This is a genomic window from Hominimerdicola alba, assembly GCF_900109655.1.
Classification (GTDB): Bacteria; Bacillota; Clostridia; order Oscillospirales; family Ruminococcaceae; genus Hominimerdicola; species Hominimerdicola alba_B.
In genome coordinates, this window is sequence record NZ_FOAT01000001.1 from 221,869 (window position 1) to 241,729 (window position 19,861).

Here is a 19,861-nt window from a genome sequence, read left to right on the forward strand (position 1 = left end):
TAGTAAATGCTGAAAACTCAATAAAAAACAGCCCCGCCCCTGTACATGGGACGAAGCTGATACTCCGTGTTACCACCCAAATTGACACATAACAAAGTACGCGCCCCCTCGACACCTTTAACGCAGATGATACGTCACTGTTTTCACAGTACAAGCTCGGGTCAGCCACCGCCGTCCGGACAGGAGCTTTCACCGACCGCTCCCTCTCTATAGTCCTCGCCTGCGGATAATTCCGTCACAGCATTTACATATATACATTTATTATATACGAAATGCTCCCGCTTGTCAAGAGTTTTAACGGATTTTTTCACCATTCCTCTTTTATCTCCGCTTCAAGTAGTACTGAGAGTCCATCTAAAACTTCTCTGACAAAAGCTTCCTGTCAGATAAAGCAGCGATATGCTTAGAAAAGGGGATCTGCAGTCATAGCAGTAACCGTCCTCACCCTCAAGTCCATATTCTTCAAGATAAAAACGGACAAGGCATAACTCCACGCGTCGTCCGTTTTTAGTTATACATCATTCAAAAAGAGGTGTAGAGAAATATCTCTCCGCGGTATCAGGCAGTATTGTTACAACAGTCTTGCCCTCGCCAAGTTTTTCAGCAAGTTTCAATGCCGCAGCCACATTAGTGCCGCTGGATATTCCGCACATTATGCCCTCTTTTGATGCCAGATCCTTAGCCGTCTGAATAGCTTCTTCATCGCTTACGATGTATATCTCATCATAGATATTCTGGTTCAGTATATCAGGAATTATGCCGTCACCGATACCCATCTGCAAATGGGTGCCAATTGTTCCACCCGCAAGAATAGCTGCATTTTCCGGTTCAACTGCCCATATTTCAAGGTCGGGGTACTGGCAGCGCAGAGCTTCGCCGATACCCGTGATAGTTCCGCCCGTACCTATACCAGAGCAGAAACCATCTATCTTGCCTGCTACCTGCTCCATGATCTCCAGCGCCGTGTGATACTTGTGAGCATAAACATTGTTGGGGTTAGCAAACTGCTGGGGCACGAAGACCTTCGGGTCATTCTCAGCCATGCGAAGAGCAGTATCAAGGCATTCCTGTATGCAGGCACCGATATCGCCGTCATCGTGAACAAGTATAACCTGTGCACCGTAGTGTTCAACCAGCTTTCGTCTTTCCTCACTTACGGAATCGGGCATGATGATGACAGTCTTATAACCTCTCACCGCACCAACTAGTGCCAGACCTATGCCCTGGTTGCCACTGGTAGGCTCAACGATTATGGTGTCATCTTTTATAAGACCTTCCTTTTCGGCGTTCTTTATCATGTTGTATGCTGTTCTGGTCTTTATGGAACCGCCCACGTTCAGCCCCTCGAACTTTACAAGTACCTCAGCGTTGCCGGGCTTGTTCATTCGGTTGAGTCTTATCATGGGAGTGTGCCCCAGAGCTTCAAGAACATTATTGTATACCATAGTTATCTTCTCCGTTCAAAATCATAAAACCAGATCCCTGACCTGCAAAAACAGTCCGAGATCGGTCATGCAATATCTAATTTATGATACAATAAAAAACGTATTTTGTCAAGGGCTAACCCGACTCCAAAAGTTTAACAGAAACGATCTGCGCCTTGTTGTACTTGCACATATCCCGACCTGCGGCATTGTGCAAACAACTGTTTTTATATTTAACTCGGACATATTTCTGCAAGAGTTGTACAAAAACGTACAACTTTTACTGCAAAATCGCTGATAGTAAGAAGACTATCCCGGCATTTTTCAAAAATCTGCCGTTTACATAAAGCCCCGATACGCACGATGGCAGGCTGACATTTGCTGTGACTACGGCACAAAAAATGACGTGTCATACTGTACCGGGACAGAATCTTGATAACCGAATAATAAAGCCTTTTGAGCTTAAAAAGTAAATTTTTACTGATTTTTGCTATTGCTACTTGCAATCGATGAAAAAATAGTGTATAATTAAGTGTAAAACTTTTATCGGGAAAGGCAGGTCGATTCAAATGGATATCAAGGATATCAGCAAAAAAGTCAATATTTCTCTGAATACAAAAACGGAGAAAGGTATAATGACTGCCGCTATCTCAACCGCTCTGGCTATACTGACGATATCGTCAAAAAAGAAAAAAGGCAAACCAAACTTTTTTCAGCGTATCGGTAAGTATTACGGCTCTATCGACAAGCTGCTTGTGATGACAGTTGCCAAGGAAGCCGCCGAAGACGAAAAGCGACGCGCCTTAGAACAGGAATTCAAGAACAAAAAGCTCCGCGACCTGAATATAATCGATGCCGAACCGATAGACCTTTCTGATATTTCAGAAGAAAAAACGGAGAGCAGCAATGACTGAATATCTGACAAAATACAGGAAATATATCCTTGAATGTCTTGAAGATGAAAACTGTGATATCACTCAACTTCTTGATTATCACAGCGAAAAGCTCCGTCATTTTCAGCACGAAAGATTCATACATCTTATAGTACTTGTACTTTTCGCGTTGTGTACCGTCATAACGATACTTGCTGTGGCGATATATGACAAGCTGACTCTGATACCTCTGGCTGCACTACTTATGGGACTGCTCCTGCCATATATCAAGCATTACTTTTTTCTTGAAAATACAGTACAGCTGCTTTACAAAGACTATGACGCCATTTACAAAAAGGTTCACGGCTTTTCCCAGGAGGACTTGAAATGACATACCATAAAGAGCACTGGAAAGGCAGCGTGATAACTTCTCCCCTGCCCCCCACACTTGTTACCTGCGCGTTTGAAGATAAGGTGAATGTGCTGACTATCGCGTGGACAGGCATACTCTGCACCCGTCCTCCCGTGACATATATCTCGGTAAGACCTGAAAGATATTCCTACGACCTTATAAAAAACAGCGGCGAGTTCGTTATCAATCTGCCGACAAAAGAACTTGTTAGAGCAGTTGATCGCTGCGGTGTTAAGACAGGTGCAAAGCTCGATAAATTTGCCGACTGCGGACTTCATACCGAAGAATGCGTAAATGTATCTGTTCCAATGGTCGCTGAATGTCCTGTCAGCATAGAATGTAAGGTCAAGGAAATAGTCCCGCTGGGCAGCCATGATATGTTCATAGCTGATATCGTGGGCATAAATGCCGCAAAGGAACTTCTTGATGAAAATGGAAAGCTCTGCCTTGAAAAAGCAGGACTTCTGGCTTACGCTCACGGCGGATATTTTGAGCTGGGAAAACAGCTTGGCAGCTTCGGTTATTCTGTAAGGAAAAACAAAAAGAAGACCGAGAAAAAACGCTGAATATTTGTCCTTTCAAGGGCTGATTTCAGCTTTATATAAATTATACGAAAGAGGAATTTTAGAATGAAGATGAAGAACATAACAAATACTGCCTCAGCTTTTTTATGCAGTAAGGTCAGGGTAAAAACTGCTTATGCATGGACTTCTGATGTACACAGCTATATCGCAGAAAAAGCGCTGGAGCTTCTTACAATTGAAAAAAAGCTCCGTCCGGCAGCATTTTATAAAGACTGGCATGAAGAGATAAAGCAGGGTGCTGTTGCGCCCGATAAATCAGGTGATATAGACGAAGGACCCGGTATGCACTACTATTCCTGTATGAACGCAAAGGGCAAGGAACTCGATGAATCAAACGGATTCTTCCGCAACAGACTTGGGGATTTTGCACCCAGTGCAAGAACACTTTTCCGCGCAAATTATACCTCTGCAATATCTCTTTACAAAAGCGGAAAGATCAAGGAATCTATGGTATATCTTGGCAGAGCGATACATTTTGTATCCGATATGGGCTGTACTCCTCATGTTGCGAATATGACCAGCGGCATCAAAGCAAGCAACGTACACAACGCTTTTGAAAAGCAGGTAAAGAACAGCTACACAGGTTTCAAGGCTGATAACTTCGACAAGCGCCTTACAAAGTACTACGAAAAAGCCGACCCCGGCGACGCTTTCAACAAGCTGATAAAATATGCGGGCAAGTTCGTTGATACCATACTTCACCTTGATCCCCGAGCATTTGATGACACCGCGAAGAACACCATTCCTGTTACCGAACAGCACGTTATGGCAGTGCTTCTGAAATTCTTTAACGACTGTAATACCGATAGCGGCAACTTCGTATGCAACGACAAGATGTACACATTCAAAAATGAAGCAACAGGACTTCTGCTGACTACCACCGAAAAGAACATCTCCGTTGACGAAGCCGACAAGGACAAAGATCAGAAACTTCGTGTGAAACTCAGTGAGACAGGCACTTTTGGACTGAGAGCCATAAGCGGCGGATACATCAACAAAAAATGCAGCGGATACGATTACCTGAAGATCGATGGCAAGGCTGCACAGTTCAGGGCTGAAGCTTTGGGCAACCGCAGATTTGTTATCAGCACCGAGGACAGCGATTTCAAAAAATATCTGACAGCCAAGGGCAGCAAGCTTACTACCGCTTCATACGAGCCCGACAATCATTACATGATTTGGGTGTTAAGCTGATCGAAACTGAATATAAAAAATACAACCGTCTGCCACAGTATGCCACTGTGTGCAGACGGTTTATTTTGTATAGCTTGGTTTAATCGTGGCGAACCGTTGAAGATAAGTGTTTTCATTGTCGTTGTCCTTTCGGAGAAATTATGAGAAAGACAAAAGGCAGGATCGCCCTGCCTTTTTTTATCATTCGTAGATAGCCTTTATCTCGCAGTCGCCTTTGATGGTGACGGTTGCGGTGGCTGAATTTGCATTGGAGAGAGTACAGCCAGTGGCTTCCCACTTGACAAACTTGCCCGATGCAGGGTCAGCTGTAACGGTTATAGGATATGCGGTGTAGTATTCACCCAAAAAATCCTTGCCCGAAAGATCAAGAGCTGTGGTGTTGAGGATAACTCCACCCTTGGCACTGTCGGAAGTCTTTACAGTAACAGAGACTTTTTCACCGGGCTTGAAAACGTCGGTGATATGGGTCATAAAGACCTCGTTTCTACCGTCAAGGAACTGTTTCAGACCAGCGGCATTCCACTCAAAACCCTCTTTAGCGTAATCGGGACCGAAACGCTTAAAGGTGTCCTTCACAAGGGTGGAATAGACTTTCAGGATTTCATTGTACGCGGCATCCACATTGCTTTTCTCAAAGCTGATATTTCTCATATCGCACAGGGAGAGAATGAACATCTGCTTGAAATCCTCATTATCCAGCAGGGCGCGGAAAATCTCTGCGGGGGGCTGTTCAAGGTCTTTGAAAGTCTTGGTGCCGTTGATGGCTTTTTTGATGAAGTTATCATCGTAGTTCTGTCCGCCTGTGTAAATGCCGCTGGAATAGTCGGTGTCATAAGCCATCATGCGCCATTTGCCATCAGATACTGCGGTAGCATTATCGGCATCGCGGACTCTCCACATACGCCAGTTATTACCCTGAATGATACTGTCCTCATTGGCGATGTAGATGTTGAACGCCATGTAATCCGAGAAAGTCTGCATATCCAGCATTTCGCAAGCCTTGGCATAGTTCTCGGCATCGGACATATCATTACCTGTGATGAATTCGTACATATCGCTGTAAAGCTTGATATCCTCGTCATTGCCCTCTTCTATCTCTCCGACTTTAAGGATGACCACGTTGTTATTATCGATATCGTAGTTATTTGCGATATAGTTATCGCTGTAATCTTCGGTTAGGGTGTACATTCCCCAGTATTCGCCGTCGATGAAAGCGACAACGGGAGTTGATTGGATAGTTTCAAAAGTTTTGTCTTTGACCATAGACTGGAGAAGCGGGTCGCGTATCTTGGCAAAATTGCAGTCGTTTCCGCCGTTTCTCAGAACAAAGGACTTATACTTTTCCACATTTCCCTGACCGTCTGAACGGGTGTTATCGGGGATAAGTTCGTATTTCACATTCTTCTCGCCGTAGTCCTTGCGGGCAGAAAGACGGAGACTTTTCTGATGTTCGTTACGTGAAGCGGCTCCCATTATCCTGATACCGAGATTCTGGGTGAAAGCTGTAGTGCCATCAGCAAGAAGATACTCAGCGTAGACGGGGCGTTCCCATTCTTTTCCACGCTGTGTGAAGTTTGCTTCCTGCTTCCAGACATCAACAGATTTGTTTTTGGAGTCTTCCGCAAGCCAGTCATCATGGACTTTGCCCAGTACGTAGATACCTCTTTCATAATCGAAGAGATCAGCCTGATCCATCATAAGGGATATAACGGGTACATCACCGTACTTTTTCGCGCGGTCGATACCTACGAAAATAGTTCTTGAAGTTACTGCGCCGTGGGTGCCGTCGGATTTAAAAGCCGCAGCCCTTATAACGTTGCCCTTATCCAAAGACATAGGTGCAGAATAATCATGGCTGGCAGTGATATCTGTATGTTCCGCCAGAGTAGAAAAATCGTTAGCACGGTCGGTGAGTGTCAGGGCTTCGGTATACTCGGGTGATGATTCGTTGGGTATACTTCCGTCAGTTGTATACCTTATGGTTATACCATCACCATCAGCGGAGAGTTCAAGCTGCTGGTCGGTATCGTAGAATCCGCTTTCAAGGCTGAAATCTACAACACCGATAGAATCATCAAGCTTACCGTCATCTACGGTTCCGACAGATTGCGATGCTGAATTCTTTTTGCTATTATCTTTTTTATTTGAGCAGCTGCCTAAGCTCAGCACACATACGAGAGCCGTCAGCAGCGCAATATTTTTCCTGATATCCATTTATGTCAGTTCCTTTCAAGTAAAACAGCCTGTCAGCATAAGCAGACAGGCTATCAACATAAACATGGTAAGAGCTTATGGCTGACACGCCTCTGCTCCCTGGTCTGCCCCCAACCCAGAGGGCAGTATATGATTCTTTCGGACGCTATCCGAATAAATCACTTCCCTGCTCATCGAAAAGCCTTAAACATCATGATGAGCCAGCCGAATCAAAAGGCACCTGATGGCGTCTTTAAGATGTTATTTTCGCCGTGCTTACGGCAGGCATACGAAGAACCATTGCCCTTCGTCAAGCATATTATAACAAATCTATCCACAATTGTCAAGTCCTTTTGCATATTTTTTATAAATATTTTCTGTAACAAAAGCAAGAAAAAAGAAGATAATATATCGGATTAACAATTTTTTGTCAAAGTAAGTCGAGTGAATAATAAAAAGGCACTTCTGCCAGAGAAATGACAAAAGTGCCTGAAATACGTTTTTTCATACGAATGGATCGGGGTAATTTACATGAACTGGTGGTACAGCATCTGTGGAGTATAGACCTTTAGTTTACCCTTGGTATCGTAGTAAACAGTCAGTACAACGGGCTGTTCATCGCCGCTGTCGTTTTCGTACCAGTAACGGTAGATGTAAGCTTCGCCGTCCTTGGTATAGGATACGCTGTAGTAGTCCATATCAAGCTCTTTATCCACAGTAGACTTGTCCGTACCGGGATTGAATTTATCCAAGTTGATGTTATGCTCTTTCTTAACACCCTTGATATCGCTCTTGATGCTCTTGAAATTGCAGTAGCGGACTTCGGTGATGCGGTTCTCATCATCAGTTTTTATAATGACCGCCCACTCGGGATAAGTCACACCGTCGATTCGTACTTCGGTATCGGATTCTGCTACGTAGTTATACTCGATAACTGCTGTAAGACCTTTATAACCCGATTCCTGTTTTATCTTGAAATCAAATTTCTTTGAAGCTATCTCAAAATCAGCGCCAATATAATCAGCGGCTTTTTTTGCATATTTCTCACCCTTTGAGCCCATAGAAGTGACCACAAGAACTATCACGAGAATAATGATTAGAAGTGACAGCACCACTATGGCAATTAGTTTGAGATTGTGGATATCTATCTTCAACTTGGGCTTTTTCAGTCCGTTCTTATCCTTAACTTTTTTGCCGGGCTTGAAGAAATTATCTTCATCATCAGGAAGCGGATCGTCCTTTTTCTTGAAAAGGCGCTCGGCAAGCTGGGTATCTATAAACAATTCGGCGTTACAGTGGGGACAAAGCTTGTCGTGATCCCCCACAATTTCTCCGCATTTAGGACATTTCACTATTATCACTCCTCGTATTCAGCGGAAACCGCCAATATTGGATATGGTTCAGATAGCTCTGAGCAGTTCGGCTTTCAGCAGCTGTTCACTGCTGTCCTGTAGATAGCATTCGTAATCCTGAAAGGCTATCTCTTCATCTGCGCCGTCAAGCAGATAGAATAGGGTTTTTTCGATTATACCGACCCACAGCAGGAGTTTGTCCTGATCGTGGTCAGTGAGGTTATTGTTGAGACCGCCCGGTGATACGCACCATGTTCTGGTCAGTCGGATTATGCTTATGATATCATAGACCAGATTCTTGTCGATGGTCTCAGAAGAAAGATCATGTTTGAGGATACGTATGCTCTCCATGATCTGAATGAAGTTATCCTCATTGAGTTCTCCGCTGGAAGGACGGAGCCTTCCCACAAAACCGTATTCCCATCTGGGATCGTTTACATTCCTGTTACGGCATGAATGGAAAGATAATACTTCCTGTGCCTCTGTTTTAGTCATATTCTTTTCCCCCAAGAAGCGAGCGTCATATGCCCGCATTGTGATAAAATTATAATATCGCATTTATTATATCACACTAATCGAAAAAAAGCAATTGCAAGCCTGCACAAACAAATCACGCTAATTATGGGGTTTTCGCAACAAAAAGACCGTCGGGACGAACCGACGGTCAAATATTTACCTATTATAAGATAATATTATCACACAGGGATCTTACCGTTTAATTTATCTATAATGATAGGAAGTTCGGAATCAACTACTTCATTGCTGAGCTGGCAGGTACCCGCATTTGCATGACCGCCGCCGCCATAGGACAGGCAAAGAGAGCCGATATCGAAAGGCGAACTTCTGTTGATGATGGATTTACCGATCATAACAGCAGTGTTCTGCTTTTTGAAGCCCCATGCCACATGAACGGAAAGCTCCACCTCGGGCCACATTGCATATACCATGAAACGGTTGCCCGCATAGATGGTCTCTTCCTTTCTGAGGTCGATGACTGCCACCTTATCATGTATCTCGGTGATACGTTTCAGCTGTTCCTTGAACATTTCCTGCTGTTCAAAGTAAAGATCCACACGTTCCTTAACATCGGGAAGCTTGAGTACGTCCTCGATGGAATGATCGACACAGAAATCTATCAGCTTCATCATCAGGTCATAGTTGGAGATGCGGAAGTTATGGAATCTGCCAAGACCTGTACGGGCATCCATAAGGAAGTTCATAAGTACCCAGCCTGTGGGGTTGAGTATCTCTTCCTCGGTGAAATCGGCGCTGTCGCCCTTATCTACGGCTTCCATTATTTCCTCGGAAACATCGTGGAAGACCAGTTCGCCGCCATAGTAGTCATAAACAACTCTTGCCGCGGATTTAGCGTTGCCGTCGATGATATATTTGCCGAGATAATCTTCTATCTTGTTTCTTATGAGCTCACTTTCATGGTGATCGAAAGCCAGACCTACACGCTTATCAAAGGGCAGATTGGTGGTGATATCATTTTCGGAAAGCTCTATCTTGCCGTCCTGAACATCTTTGGGGTGAACGAATTTGATCTCATCAATGATCTCAATTTCCTTGAGCAGCATAGCGCAAACCAAGCCGTCAAAGTCACTTCTTGTAACAAGTCTTCTCATGTTTGCCTCCATATTATTAATGATTTATTCATGTGAGATTAATACTCACAAGCCACGTTCAAATTTACTATATAAATTATAGCAAATTAATTCGTTAATGTCAATAGATATTTATATATATTAAACCATTTTTTTACGAGTTTTGTAGATTTTTGTAAAAATCCACAAAAATAGGAATAAAAAATTTAAAGGCAGCAGAAGTTCATTCTGCCGCCTTATCATCGGGGGTCTTATAAGTTCTCAGTACAAGAAGTGCGCCTGCCTGTCCTGCAAGGCAGAAAAGCACAGCTTTAATTCCTATCAGTCCCGTGAGGACAGCGCCAATTACTGCTCCTGCTATAAATATCAGTATGATACCGTAATATTGCAAAGCTTTCTGCCTTTGGGTGATATCCTTTGTTTTCAGGTAAGCGAATAGGCTCTCGCTGCCGCTGCGGAGATTGCCTGTACACATTGTAGTTGCGTAGGCATTGCCGTTAAGACGCCGAAAACCTTCCACCTGCATGGCACAGGTCAATGAAACAAGTACGTTGGCGATATTGTTATGGCACTCCGGGATAAAAGCTACCACAACTACTATCAGCATCTCAAGGGCGAGAGTAAGCTGGTGCCAATGTACTTTCGGGTCGTCGTTGAATCTGGATTTTACAAGTTCCACCAGAAGCACGCCAGCCACGAATGAAAGTATGGGTATAAAGTAGTGAACGGCTTCGGCAAATTCTCCGCCTTTTAGTTTTAGTCCCATCAGGACGATATTGCCTGTCTGGGCATTGGCGAACACTCCTCCGCGGCTGATATAGGTATAGGTATCCAGATATCCGCCCACAAGGGTCAGCAGTGCGCCGACCTTGAAATTTTCCGCAATATGTCTCGTCTTGCTCATCGCTTGTATTTTCTGCCCTCAACGGGAACGGGAGTAAGGTCTTCCAGTGCGTAGGGGGTCTTCTGGTATACACAGTAGTTCAGCCAGTTGGAATAGAGCAGGTTCGCGGAACAGCTCCAGTTGAATATGGGCTGCTGGTCGGGGTCATTTCCCGGGAAATAGTTGTAAGGCACCTGAATATCCAGACCTTTGCGCACATCGCGGAAGTACTCCTTGGCGAGAGTTTCACGGTCATACTCCCAGTGACCAAGCTGGAAGAAAAGTCTTTCGCTGGTATCGCAGATAAGCTGGAGACCTGCCTCGTAGGATTCTGCAAGGACTGTCAGCTCGGGGACTTTGATAACGTCCTCGTGTCTGACCTCGGTATGTCTGGAATGGGGACAGTGGAAAACATCGCCGAAGCCTTTGAGTATCATACATTCGGGATGCTCGATGTGATGTTTGAAGTTGCCGAACATCTTACCATCAAGGGGATACTTCGGTACACCGTAGTGATAGTACAGCGCCGCCTGTGCGCCCCAGCAGATATGGATAGTGGAGTAAACATTGGTCTTCGACCATTCAAGCACCTGACAGAACTCATCCCAGTAATCCACCTGTTCGTAATCCAGCTGTTCGATGGGTGCGCCTGTTATGATAAGTCCGTCATAGCGGTTATCTTTCACCTCGCTAAAAGGCTTATAGAAAGCCAGCATATGCTCCTGAGATGTATTTTTGGAAACATGGCTGCTCATCTGGATAAGCTCGATATCCACATGGAGAGGTGTGTTGCTCAGCAGGCGGAGCAGCTGTGTCTCGGTGGTTATCTTATCGGGCATGAGATTCAGTATAGCTATTTTGAGTGCGCGGATATCCTGATGCATAGCCCTGTCATTGGGTATGACGAATATCCTTTCTTTTTCAAGTGCCTTAAAAGCAGGCAGATCGTTAGGTATTTTTATAGGCATTATATTCCCACCTTTAAATCCTGATATTTTTAGCGAACCATTCTTGCTTTGTGATAGTGTAAACCTCGTTGGTGACTTCCCTGCCGCCCTTCTGTTCAAGGACGCATTTAGTTGTTCCGCTGTGATTAAGTCCGCACTTTTGCATGACCCTGCCGCTGGCTTTGTTTTCGGTGAAATGTTCGATGGTTATCTTATCAAATCCGATAACAAATACCAGATATGCAAGGACAGCTTCCAGAGCTTCTGTCATATAGCCCTGATTCCACCATTTTTCGCCGAGGACGTAGCCAATTTTAGCTTCGCGCTTATCTTTATCTACATCGGAAACGCCGATAGAGCCTATGGGTTCTTTTATCTCGCTAAGCTCGATGATCCAGTGGAAATAATCAAGCGCCTTAGATTCTTTTACAACGTAATTACAGTACTCGATGCTATCTTCAACGCTCTTGTGGGTGTTCCATACAAGGTATTTTGTTACGTTATCACTGTTAGCCCAGTTTTTGTATATAAACTGAGCATCTTTTATATTGAAAGGTCTGATCTTCAGCCTTTTTGTATCAAAGGGCTGTGAGCCGATAAGGTTAAGTCCCTCCATTTTTCTCCTCCTATGCGTAAAAACCGCAGCAGCTTACTTTTATCTTTACGTCACGCTGCAGTATCAGATATTTTCCTGTTATGTTTGCTTTCACGATCCTGTCAAAGCCGTGGGACGCATAGAACTTTATAGCTCTTACATCCTCGGTGCTGACTTTAGTTGTGACAAGATCATATCCCATGAATTTTGCTTTGTCGGCTGTATATTCCAGCATCATGCCGTCGATGCCGCTGTCTGCATTATCGCTCACAAGCAGTGCCGAGAGATAGAGTTTTCTCAGGGCGACTGTGAGTGTTTCGTCGTTCATCTCAAACATCATCGCAGATGCGGCGGTATATTTTTCGCCGTCATTAAGAGCGAAGACTACGCCTTTATGTTCCCTGACGATATCTTCAAGCTGTTTTGCATCGGGAATATCGGCAGAGAGTTTTTCCATTGTTTCTGCGGACATCTGTTCAAACTTAAGCTTTATCATGGTATCACCCCATTATATTATTACAATCTGATTATAGTTTCAAGTGCGATATCCACCATCATATCGCAGAGGTCTTTTTCTCCGTTGCCGAGTATGCGTTTATCCCACTCGTCGCCGTCAAGGCAGTCTGCGGCATACACGAACTCATAGACATCATAGCCCCTGAACTGGGCGCAAGCCATCAAAGCGGAACATTCCATATCAACAGCGGAACAGCCCTCAGCTTTGCGAGCCAGCATATTTCTTTTGGTTTCGCGGTAGAAAGCGTCTGTCGTCCATATCTTTGTTTTACGATATGGAACGTTTATCTCGTCGAAGACTTCTGCAAGTCTGTCGGCTGATTCAACGGTTATATAATCCGAGGGCGGTGCATAGTGGTAGCTTGTGCCCTCATCGCGGTAGGCTTCGGCGGGAATAAGAAGTTTTCCCGAAGAAATTTCCTTATCGAGAGAACCGCAGGAACCGAAGAACAGCAGTTTCTTATCCTTACGGAAAGCTATTTCCTCCATGATACCTACGGAAGCGGCACTGCCGATGGGCGAAAGATAGAAGCCTATCTTTTCGCCTTTATATTCGAGGCTGTATATGGGGATATTCTGTCCTGCTGACATTCGCGCCGAGCACTTTGCACAGCGGTAGCGGTCAAGAAGAGAATTCACGGAATTGATGTTAAAGACCGCTATCAACTTTTTGGGTATATCGTCTGTATGCTCAAATATCATATCGGGGCGGAGTATCTCCTCACCCTCGCCGTCAAAAGTGTCAAGTATGCTCATGTCATTTTCTCCTTATGTTGTATAGTTCATTACCCGCATGATAAACCATTTTTCGGATATGATGATTCATCGACAGGCGATAGGATTTTTTATTTGTGTATTTAATCTATCTTTATATAGTTATTTTTGGAATAGCGTATTATGTAAGATCATTCTCAATTATTCTGCTTTTATCAACTGCTTCTTCTAATCCGAGATCAAGACCGTCGCAGTCTATAATAACATCTGTCGGGAATCCCTTTTCGCTTAATATTTTTTTCAGTATCTTGGCATTATTAAATTTCAGCATTATCCATCTCGGGTCATCAAAAGGCAGTTTTTGCAGATATTTCTCAAACTCGGAGGGTTCAAAACTGCTTACCATATCATCTGAATTTTCTTCTTTATAGAAAACAACATAGTCGTTATCATTGTATATGACTTCAACTTGATCGTCATTCGATATTATTTTTTGGCTGTCTTTAAAATCCATTTCGGAGAAACAATTCAAAGTGAATGAATCATCGCCGATCAAGAATATCCACTGCATAAATTACCTCTCTAAATTCAACTCCGTAAGACATCAGAATGACAGAACGGAATCTATTTCATAAACTCCTTTTTGAGGATAGCGTATATCAGAAAATCGTTATAGACATCTATTTCGCCTTTGCGTGGAAACAGCTCTTTATGTTCTGCCTCTTTGCGCATTCCTGCCCTTTCGACCAGTCTTATTGACTTTTGATTTCTTGTATCTATTTCGGCAAAAATGCGGCGAACGCCCAGAGTTGTGAAAGCATATTTCATCATTCCGATGATACTTTCGCAGGCATATCCTTTGCCCTGATAATTTCGGTTAAAGGTATATCCTATCTCATAACTGCCATAATTTTTATCTGAAAAATATATCTTGCCGATGACCTTATTATCTAATACCACTGCATAAAATTCATCGCTGTTTGAAAAGTTTATCGCTTCCTGAACGCAGGCTTCCCTTGTGAAAGTTTCGTATGGTTCAAAATAAGTGACTTCAGCATCTGTAAGTATATCTGCAAGATCATTATGATCTTCGGGAGTAAATTTTCTCACTGTCAGTCTTTCAGTTGAAAACAGTTCGTTCATTCTGATACCTCCACAAATCTGCCAAAGTGGTAAATTTACAATATCTTTTCCATGCCGACTTTGTATGGCACCAATCCCAGCTTCTCATAAAACTTCATTGCACTGGGATTGCAGTTCCACACATTTAGGGTGACATTATAACATCCACATTCGCGGGCATAAGCCACAATATGCTCATAGATCATTCTGCCAACTTGCTGACCGCGTGCTGTTTCGTCTACGCAGATATCATCAATATAAAGCGTAACGATATCCGTCAGAAGTCTGGTATTCTGAGGACGCTGAAAAACGCAGAATCCGTGTCCGACCACGCGTTCACTGCTGTCTGTGCAGACAAATACAGGCGTGTTTTTGTCTGCGAATATATTGCGAAGCTCATCTTCGGTATATTTTGTTGCAAGTTTGAAGAGGTCAGGACGACCATCGTGGTGAACACGGTTGACCTGTTTCAGCAATTCTATAACAGCAGGGATATCTTTTTCCTCTGCAAGACGAACAGTATTCGGCATTTTTACATCTCCTTGATATCAGCATCATCACTTGAAAACTCTGTGATGACTTTTATCGTACCGATAATGTGACGGTTGAAAGTCTCCAATTCATCGGCGGGTACCCATAATTCCTGATGATAGCTTCTTCCCACGGTCTGAATCTGAAATTTTGAGCAGTAATCATCATCAACATCAAATTCTGTTACGTAGCCTTTATGGTCTGACGTATCTTTGACGTTCCATCTTTCTGCTATTTCACGAGCGTACTTTTCGTTAAGCACAGGATAGAAGATGGGCTGTTCGGGTAGTCTGGGCGGAAAGGCTTTGTATCCTGTTTGTTCTATCAGTTTTAGTTCTGCCGTACCGACAGGTCTGTACAGTTTCATGGTTCAGCCTCCCCCGGATCAAAATCAAAAAATAAAAGGCGCGCCCGTTCAACAGACGCACCGAAGTTTCAAACTCAGCCACGGCAAAAAAGCCATAGCAGTTATCCGAAAACGGCTCGTCCCGCACAGCCTGACATGACTATATTATTGTACATGACTTCAAATGCGATCATAGTGCCGCCCTCCCTTATGGCATTTATTATACCATATAAGCAGGATATTGTCAAGTTTTCAAAACAAAATTGACACTTCGGGGCACAGCGGACATGAAATATTGCTTATAGATAAGGATAGTTAAGAAATATAGAAAAAATTTGAAAAAACCTCTTGCTATTTTCTGAAAAATATTGTATAATAACTCTATGTTGATTTTTATTTAAATTTATTGACAAGGAGAGTTAAACTATGAAGATGCTTGATTCAATCGGTTTTGTTACCGGATTTGACAAGGAAGTCGGCGAGGCTATGAACCTAGAGCTGGCTCGTCAGAGAAGAAATCTGGAGCTCATCGCCAGCGAGAACATCGTATCGCCTGCTGTTATGGCAGCTATGGGCAGTGTGCTGACCAACAAGTACGCTGAGGGCTATCCCGGAAAGAGATACTACGGCGGATGCGAGGACGTTGATATCGTTGAGCAGATCGCTATCGACAGAGCCTGCAAGCTGTTCGGCGCAAAGTTCGCTAACGTTCAGCCCCACTCCGGCGCACAGGCTAACACTGCTGTTTACTTCGCACTGCTTCAGCCCGGCGACACTGTTATGGGCATGAGCCTTGACAACGGCGGTCACCTGACACACGGTTCACCCGTTAACATTTCGGGTAAGTATTTCAACTTCGTTCCTTACGGCGTTAACGATGAAGGTTTCATCGACTATGACGCTATGGAGAAGCAGGCTAAGGAAGTTAAGCCCAAGATGATCGTTGCAGGTGCTTCTGCTTACCCCAGAATTATCGACTTCGAGCGCATCTCTCAGATAGCTAAGTCTGTAGGCGCTTACTTCATGGTAGATATGGCTCATATCGCAGGTCTGGTTGCTTCCGGTATGCACCCATCTCCTGTTCCTTTTGCTGATGTTACAACCACTACAACCCACAAGACCCTGAGAGGTCCCAGAGGCGGTCTGATACTGACCAATGACGAGGCTCTGGCTAAGAAGTTCAACAGCGCTATCTTCCCCGGCACACAGGGCGGTCCTCTGATGCACGTTATCGCAGGCAAGGCTGTATGCTTCGGTGAGGCTCTGAAGCCTGAATTCAAGGCTTACGGTGAGCAGATCGTAAAGAACGCACAGAGACTTGCTAAGGGTCTGGTTGACAAGGGCTTTGCGCTCGTATCCGGCGGCACAGACAATCACCTGATGCTTGCTGATCTTCGTCCTTTCAACATCACAGGCAAGAAGCTGCAGAATGATCTGGATGAGGTTTACATCACCGTTAACAAGAACGCTATCCCCAACGACCCTGAGAGCCCCTTCGTAACAAGCGGTGTTCGTATCGGTACTCCCGCAGTTACCACAAGAGGTCTTGTTGAGGAAGACATGGACGTTATTGCTGAGTGCATCTACCTGACTGCTTCTGACTTTGACGCTAATGCTGACAAGGTTAGAGAGATGGTAACAGGCATCTGCAAGAAGTATCCTCTGTACGAATAATTTACACAGATAAATATGACCCGGAAGCTAAGTGTTTCCGGGTCTTTTAATGTTTAGTGTCAGCAGTTTTGATATCAGCCTAACAGCACATTGAATCCATTCATAATGGTTCTGCCAATAGGACTGATCCAAGCATCATCCTTGAGCACACCTGTAATTGCAAATAATAATAGTTGTCCGTCACCTGTGAGCCATATTCTTCCTTCGCCAGTATAACACATTCCAACCCATATTGAATTTTTATCATAATTATCATACATCCATTTTTCTTCATATTCATCGCTGTCAGCGCTGACTTGGCAGATGCCGTGTGATAATTTACTAAAGATCTCAACTTCTTGTCCGTCATGTGCCTTACATATAATTCCAGAAAATTCTTCAAAGAATGCTTTCTGTTTATCGGTCAAGGTTATGCCAGCTTCTTCACATTCTCCAATAAGATTGGAAATATCAACTTTCCTGCCTTCATACCAGCCTCCATTTTTAAGGCGTTCGTAAGTTTTTGGTGAAATAGGAGCATGATAATCATATTCGACCATCATAAAATAGTCAAATAGCTCCTCAATGCTGTCTGCGATTTTCTTTTTTGACTGATTATAATAACAGCCGTCATTAAGCAGATAAGCACTCTCTATCGTATTTCCATCGAGGAAACCACGGCAGTCGGAATTTACGATCGTTCCTATAAAAACAGCTTTCTGATCAAATTCAGACCAATATTTGCAGGGATTGAAAAACGGCATAAAATAGAAACGTAATCTGTCACCGGAATCATGCTCTATTCTGTCAATATAAAATTCGCCATATTTTTTGACAAGTTCTATGATTTTATCTCCAAAAGTAATACTTTCATTCATAATCCTTGAATTGCAATCTTCTAATTGATGTTCAAGTGTTCCGTTGACTGTTCTGAAACCGGGATCATTTTTTATATCATAAAAAGTTACCAAACTCATGTTTTACCTCCAAACTATGCGTTCGCATCATCTATTTTGCCACAGTATGCGATGGCATCCGCCTGGAACTGCAAGCCGTTTTCGCCGCCGACGTGGGCGAATTCGGTCTGGATGGATTTGCGGACGGGGTATCTGCCGTTGAAACGTTCTTTTATTACTTTTTCCATAATGGGGATATTCCATACATCGCGGAAAAGGCAGTCCATCTGAACTACGTTTTCAAGGGTCAGGTCAAAAAGGGCGAGACGTTTTTCCATTTCATCGAAAGCGCCGTTTATCTGTTCTTCAACAGTACCGCCTACGTTGCCTGCGCAGTAGTTTATGAAGCAGTAATCTCCTGCTTTGATTATGCCAGAATGGCACCATTGTTCATTCACATCTTTTCTGATTATTTCACTCATCGTTGTCCTCCTTATCTGTCTTCTTTTTATGCTTTGGTGCTTTGTTTCCCGCCAGAGGGTTGGCGTTTGCCGCCTGACGGAGATTCTCGTTGCTGAGGTGGGTGTATATCTCGGTGGTAGCAAGGCTTTCATGACCGAGGATATCCTTGATCACAAGGGTATCAACATTGCCGTACTGATACATAAGGGTCGCGGCGGTATGGCGGAGTTTATGGGTGGTTATGCCGAGGTTTCCCAGCCCTGCTTTTTTCAGGCTTTCTTCAACTATCTCCTGAGTGCGGCGGCGAGAAATGCGCGTATTTCGGTTGGAGAGAAAAAGAGCTTTCTCCTGAGTCTGTACGGATAGTCGTATGGGGAGATAGGCTTTTAAAGCACTGATACACGCCTGATTGATGTAGACTATCCTTTCTTTCTGACCCTTACCGAAAAGTCGCAAAGTTTCACTCTCGAAACTGAAATCGCTGAGATTCAGCCCGCAGAGTTCAGACAAACGCATACCGCAGTTGAGAAACAGAGTTATCATGCAGTAGTCACGCTCGAAGTGGTCGGATTCTATGGAAGAAAGCAGGCGCTGTGCGTCCTCTAAGGAGAGATATTTGGGGAGAGTTTTGGGAAGTTTGGGTATCTCCAGCTGAGTTAGCGGGTCGGATGGGATAAGGTTCTTTTTCAGGTGGAGATAAGAGTAAAACTGTTTTAATGCGGAGGTCTTGCGGGCGCGGGTCTTCAGAGAGTTTGCACGATCTTCAGCTAACCATTTCAGGTAATCGTAGGCATCTATAAGCCTGAGTTTTCTGACGTACTCAAATGGCACTCCCGCTATTGGTATTTCCTCAAAGGGGGTCTTGTTTGTATCAGCTTCGTTATGGTTGATGCGCAGGTAACGCAGGAATGTTCTGAGGTCGATGTAATAGGCTTCAACAGTTCTGTCGCCTCTGCCTTTTACAAGCTGCATATATGTTAGATAATCTGCAAGGTAATCGGGGCAGTCATCATAATAGGCTTTTTTCATTTTTTCATCTCCATATCGTTGCGGAATGACATGCTATTCAGGGCTGTCTTAACTTGATTATACAACATTCGCGGGGATAAGTCAACCAAGACAAGATATAAAAACGCCTTAATAAAAGGCGAGTAAATATCCGTTACGATATGCAAAAAGCCCACACTTGCGTGTAGGCTTTTGCGATGGAGCTAGTCCACGGTCAACCCGTGGATATAAATATGAGTTGTGTTACTCTCTCTGTCGTACCTAAGAAGTTACAGGAATCCCTGAGTGTAGTGCATGTAGCTTCTTAATTGGCTCTTCATAATGATGCATTGGTAAATTATAAGTGTATTTTAGGTTTTGATCTATGTATTATAGCTTGATTTAAGTATAGCATATCAAATTTCATATGCAATAGTTTATACATGAACTGCTGATTTATGTACATGAGATGTAACACTGTTAATATTTTTATCTTATTTTAGATATCTATTATTCATACCACAAGTCATTAACATGATAGTTAATATTTTAGCCGTAAATTCGTGTGCGT

At 43.7% G+C, this 19,861-nt stretch carries 23 protein-coding genes; 5 read left to right on the plus strand and 18 right to left on the minus strand.

Going from position 1 to position 19,861, the window contains the following annotated elements; all coding sequences use genetic code 11:
- Positions 1-161: 161 nt before the first annotated feature.
- Both BMY75_RS17830 and cysK read right to left on the minus strand, forming a co-directional pair.
- The gene (locus BMY75_RS17830; protein WP_170844229.1) at positions 162-314 is read right to left on the minus strand and encodes a hypothetical protein; all 153 of its coding nucleotides are present in this window, start codon (positions 312-314) and stop codon (positions 162-164) included.
- 204 nt (positions 315-518) lie between these two features.
- Complete coding sequence (gene cysK, locus BMY75_RS01030) at positions 519-1,445, minus strand: cysteine synthase A (protein WP_074828369.1); 927 nt, start codon at positions 1,443-1,445, stop codon at positions 519-521.
- 548 nt (positions 1,446-1,993) lie between these two features.
- On the opposite strand from cysK, the gene BMY75_RS01035 reads away from it, so the two are divergent.
- The 4 genes from BMY75_RS01035 (at position 1,994) to BMY75_RS01050 (ending at position 4,486) form a co-directional block, all read left to right on the plus strand.
- Complete coding sequence (locus BMY75_RS01035; RefSeq protein ID WP_074828372.1) at positions 1,994-2,338, plus strand: hypothetical protein; 345 nt, start codon at positions 1,994-1,996, stop codon at positions 2,336-2,338.
- On the plus strand, positions 2,331-2,687 hold the full coding sequence (locus BMY75_RS01040) for a hypothetical protein (RefSeq protein ID WP_074828377.1): 357 nt from the start codon (positions 2,331-2,333) through the stop codon (positions 2,685-2,687). The genes BMY75_RS01035 and BMY75_RS01040 overlap by 8 nt, the downstream gene beginning before the upstream one ends.
- On the plus strand, positions 2,684-3,274 hold the full coding sequence (locus BMY75_RS01045; RefSeq protein ID WP_074828380.1) for a flavin reductase family protein: 591 nt from the start codon (positions 2,684-2,686) through the stop codon (positions 3,272-3,274). Before BMY75_RS01040 ends, BMY75_RS01045 begins: the two co-directional genes overlap by 4 nt.
- 63 nt (positions 3,275-3,337) lie before the next feature.
- The gene (locus tag BMY75_RS01050; RefSeq protein ID WP_074828383.1) at positions 3,338-4,486 is read left to right on the plus strand and encodes a zinc dependent phospholipase C family protein; all 1,149 of its coding nucleotides are present in this window, start codon (positions 3,338-3,340) and stop codon (positions 4,484-4,486) included.
- A gap of 180 nt (positions 4,487-4,666) precedes the next feature.
- Here the strand turns inward: BMY75_RS01050 and BMY75_RS01055 are convergent, their stop codons facing one another.
- From BMY75_RS01055 to BMY75_RS01120, 13 genes are all read right to left on the minus strand, one after another.
- The gene (locus tag BMY75_RS01055; RefSeq protein ID WP_074828384.1) at positions 4,667-6,700 is read right to left on the minus strand and encodes a CotH kinase family protein; all 2,034 of its coding nucleotides are present in this window, start codon (positions 6,698-6,700) and stop codon (positions 4,667-4,669) included.
- A 506-nt stretch (positions 6,701-7,206) separates the two neighbouring features.
- Positions 7,207-8,031: a zinc ribbon domain-containing protein gene (locus tag BMY75_RS01065; protein WP_074828389.1), complete on the minus strand. Its 825-nt coding sequence runs from the start codon at positions 8,029-8,031 to the stop codon at positions 7,207-7,209.
- Positions 8,032-8,079: 48 nt separating this feature from the next.
- The gene (locus BMY75_RS01070; protein WP_074828392.1) at positions 8,080-8,526 is read right to left on the minus strand and encodes a hypothetical protein; all 447 of its coding nucleotides are present in this window, start codon (positions 8,524-8,526) and stop codon (positions 8,080-8,082) included.
- A gap of 200 nt (positions 8,527-8,726) precedes the next feature.
- A complete protein-coding gene (locus tag BMY75_RS01075) occupies positions 8,727-9,659 on the minus strand; it encodes a DHH family phosphoesterase (protein WP_074828394.1) in 933 nt (310 codons plus the stop codon).
- Between the two features lie 202 nt (positions 9,660-9,861).
- Positions 9,862-10,542, minus strand: coding sequence for a YoaK family protein (locus BMY75_RS01080; protein ID WP_074828397.1), 681 nt, complete (start codon positions 10,540-10,542; stop codon positions 9,862-9,864).
- Complete coding sequence (metA, locus tag BMY75_RS01085) at positions 10,539-11,489, minus strand: homoserine O-acetyltransferase MetA (RefSeq protein WP_074828401.1); 951 nt, start codon at positions 11,487-11,489, stop codon at positions 10,539-10,541. Before metA ends, BMY75_RS01080 begins: the two co-directional genes overlap by 4 nt.
- Before the next feature lie 13 nt (positions 11,490-11,502).
- Positions 11,503-12,084: a GNAT family N-acetyltransferase gene (locus tag BMY75_RS01090; protein WP_074828405.1), complete on the minus strand. Its 582-nt coding sequence runs from the start codon at positions 12,082-12,084 to the stop codon at positions 11,503-11,505.
- Between the two features lie 10 nt (positions 12,085-12,094).
- A complete protein-coding gene (locus BMY75_RS01095; RefSeq protein ID WP_074828407.1) occupies positions 12,095-12,559 on the minus strand; it encodes a GNAT family N-acetyltransferase family protein in 465 nt (154 codons plus the stop codon).
- Positions 12,560-12,579: 20 nt separating this feature from the next.
- Entirely contained in the window at positions 12,580-13,335 is a 756-nt protein-coding gene (locus tag BMY75_RS01100; protein ID WP_074828411.1) for a nucleoside phosphorylase, read from the minus strand.
- Between the two features lie 139 nt (positions 13,336-13,474).
- On the minus strand, positions 13,475-13,864 hold the full coding sequence (locus BMY75_RS01105; protein WP_074828415.1) for a hypothetical protein: 390 nt from the start codon (positions 13,862-13,864) through the stop codon (positions 13,475-13,477).
- 53 nt (positions 13,865-13,917) lie between these two features.
- Entirely contained in the window at positions 13,918-14,436 is a 519-nt protein-coding gene (locus BMY75_RS01110; RefSeq protein WP_074828418.1) for a GNAT family N-acetyltransferase, read from the minus strand.
- A gap of 35 nt (positions 14,437-14,471) precedes the next feature.
- On the minus strand, positions 14,472-14,945 hold the full coding sequence (locus tag BMY75_RS01115) for a GNAT family N-acetyltransferase (RefSeq protein ID WP_074828421.1): 474 nt from the start codon (positions 14,943-14,945) through the stop codon (positions 14,472-14,474).
- Between the two features lie 2 nt (positions 14,946-14,947).
- Positions 14,948-15,313, minus strand: a complete 366-nt coding sequence (locus BMY75_RS01120) for a hypothetical protein (protein WP_074828424.1) — start codon at positions 15,311-15,313, stop codon at positions 14,948-14,950.
- Between the two features lie 405 nt (positions 15,314-15,718).
- Between BMY75_RS01120 and glyA the strand changes: the two genes are divergently transcribed.
- Positions 15,719-16,966, plus strand: coding sequence for a serine hydroxymethyltransferase (glyA, locus tag BMY75_RS01125; RefSeq protein WP_074828427.1), 1,248 nt, complete (start codon positions 15,719-15,721; stop codon positions 16,964-16,966).
- A 74-nt stretch (positions 16,967-17,040) separates the two neighbouring features.
- Here the strand turns inward: glyA and BMY75_RS01130 are convergent, their stop codons facing one another.
- The 3 genes from BMY75_RS01130 to BMY75_RS01140 are packed head-to-tail and all read right to left on the minus strand — an operon-like array spanning position 17,041 to position 19,332.
- Positions 17,041-17,922, minus strand: a complete 882-nt coding sequence (locus BMY75_RS01130; RefSeq protein WP_074828430.1) for an SUKH-3 domain-containing protein — start codon at positions 17,920-17,922, stop codon at positions 17,041-17,043.
- A 14-nt stretch (positions 17,923-17,936) separates the two neighbouring features.
- A complete protein-coding gene (locus tag BMY75_RS01135; protein WP_074828433.1) occupies positions 17,937-18,323 on the minus strand; it encodes a RidA family protein in 387 nt (128 codons plus the stop codon).
- Positions 18,316-19,332, minus strand: a complete 1,017-nt coding sequence (locus tag BMY75_RS01140) for a tyrosine recombinase XerC (RefSeq protein WP_074828436.1) — start codon at positions 19,330-19,332, stop codon at positions 18,316-18,318. The genes BMY75_RS01135 and BMY75_RS01140 overlap by 8 nt, the downstream gene beginning before the upstream one ends.
- Between the last annotated feature and the right edge of the window lie 529 nt (positions 19,333-19,861).

Bases quoted from the DNA above. Each gene is read 5' to 3' on its own strand.
- BMY75_RS17830 (WP_170844229.1), bottom strand. From the start codon at position 314: ATGGTGAAAAAATCCGTTAAAACTCTTGACAAGCGGGAGCATTTCGTA.
- cysK (WP_074828369.1), bottom strand. From the start codon at position 1,445: ATGGTATACAATAATGTTCTTGAAGCTCTGGGGCACACTCCCATGATA.
- BMY75_RS01035 (WP_074828372.1), top strand. From the start codon at position 1,994: ATGGATATCAAGGATATCAGCAAAAAAGTCAATATTTCTCTGAATACA.
- BMY75_RS01040 (WP_074828377.1), top strand. From the start codon at position 2,331: ATGACTGAATATCTGACAAAATACAGGAAATATATCCTTGAATGTCTT.
- BMY75_RS01045 (WP_074828380.1), top strand. From the start codon at position 2,684: ATGACATACCATAAAGAGCACTGGAAAGGCAGCGTGATAACTTCTCCC.
- BMY75_RS01050 (WP_074828383.1), top strand. From the start codon at position 3,338: ATGAAGATGAAGAACATAACAAATACTGCCTCAGCTTTTTTATGCAGT.
- BMY75_RS01055 (WP_074828384.1), bottom strand. From the start codon at position 6,700: ATGGATATCAGGAAAAATATTGCGCTGCTGACGGCTCTCGTATGTGTG.
- BMY75_RS01070 (WP_074828392.1), bottom strand. From the start codon at position 8,526: ATGACTAAAACAGAGGCACAGGAAGTATTATCTTTCCATTCATGCCGT.
- BMY75_RS01075 (WP_074828394.1), bottom strand. From the start codon at position 9,659: ATGAGAAGACTTGTTACAAGAAGTGACTTTGACGGCTTGGTTTGCGCT.
- BMY75_RS01080 (WP_074828397.1), bottom strand. From the start codon at position 10,542: ATGAGCAAGACGAGACATATTGCGGAAAATTTCAAGGTCGGCGCACTG.
- metA (WP_074828401.1), bottom strand. From the start codon at position 11,489: ATGCCTATAAAAATACCTAACGATCTGCCTGCTTTTAAGGCACTTGAA.
- BMY75_RS01090 (WP_074828405.1), bottom strand. From the start codon at position 12,084: ATGGAGGGACTTAACCTTATCGGCTCACAGCCCTTTGATACAAAAAGG.
- BMY75_RS01095 (WP_074828407.1), bottom strand. From the start codon at position 12,559: ATGATAAAGCTTAAGTTTGAACAGATGTCCGCAGAAACAATGGAAAAA.
- BMY75_RS01100 (WP_074828411.1), bottom strand. From the start codon at position 13,335: ATGAGCATACTTGACACTTTTGACGGCGAGGGTGAGGAGATACTCCGC.
- BMY75_RS01105 (WP_074828415.1), bottom strand. From the start codon at position 13,864: ATGCAGTGGATATTCTTGATCGGCGATGATTCATTCACTTTGAATTGT.
- BMY75_RS01110 (WP_074828418.1), bottom strand. From the start codon at position 14,436: ATGAACGAACTGTTTTCAACTGAAAGACTGACAGTGAGAAAATTTACT.
- BMY75_RS01115 (WP_074828421.1), bottom strand. From the start codon at position 14,945: ATGCCGAATACTGTTCGTCTTGCAGAGGAAAAAGATATCCCTGCTGTT.
- BMY75_RS01120 (WP_074828424.1), bottom strand. From the start codon at position 15,313: ATGAAACTGTACAGACCTGTCGGTACGGCAGAACTAAAACTGATAGAA.
- glyA (WP_074828427.1), top strand. From the start codon at position 15,719: ATGAAGATGCTTGATTCAATCGGTTTTGTTACCGGATTTGACAAGGAA.
- BMY75_RS01130 (WP_074828430.1), bottom strand. From the start codon at position 17,922: ATGAGTTTGGTAACTTTTTATGATATAAAAAATGATCCCGGTTTCAGA.
- BMY75_RS01135 (WP_074828433.1), bottom strand. From the start codon at position 18,323: ATGAGTGAAATAATCAGAAAAGATGTGAATGAACAATGGTGCCATTCT.
- BMY75_RS01140 (WP_074828436.1), bottom strand. From the start codon at position 19,332: ATGAAAAAAGCCTATTATGATGACTGCCCCGATTACCTTGCAGATTAT.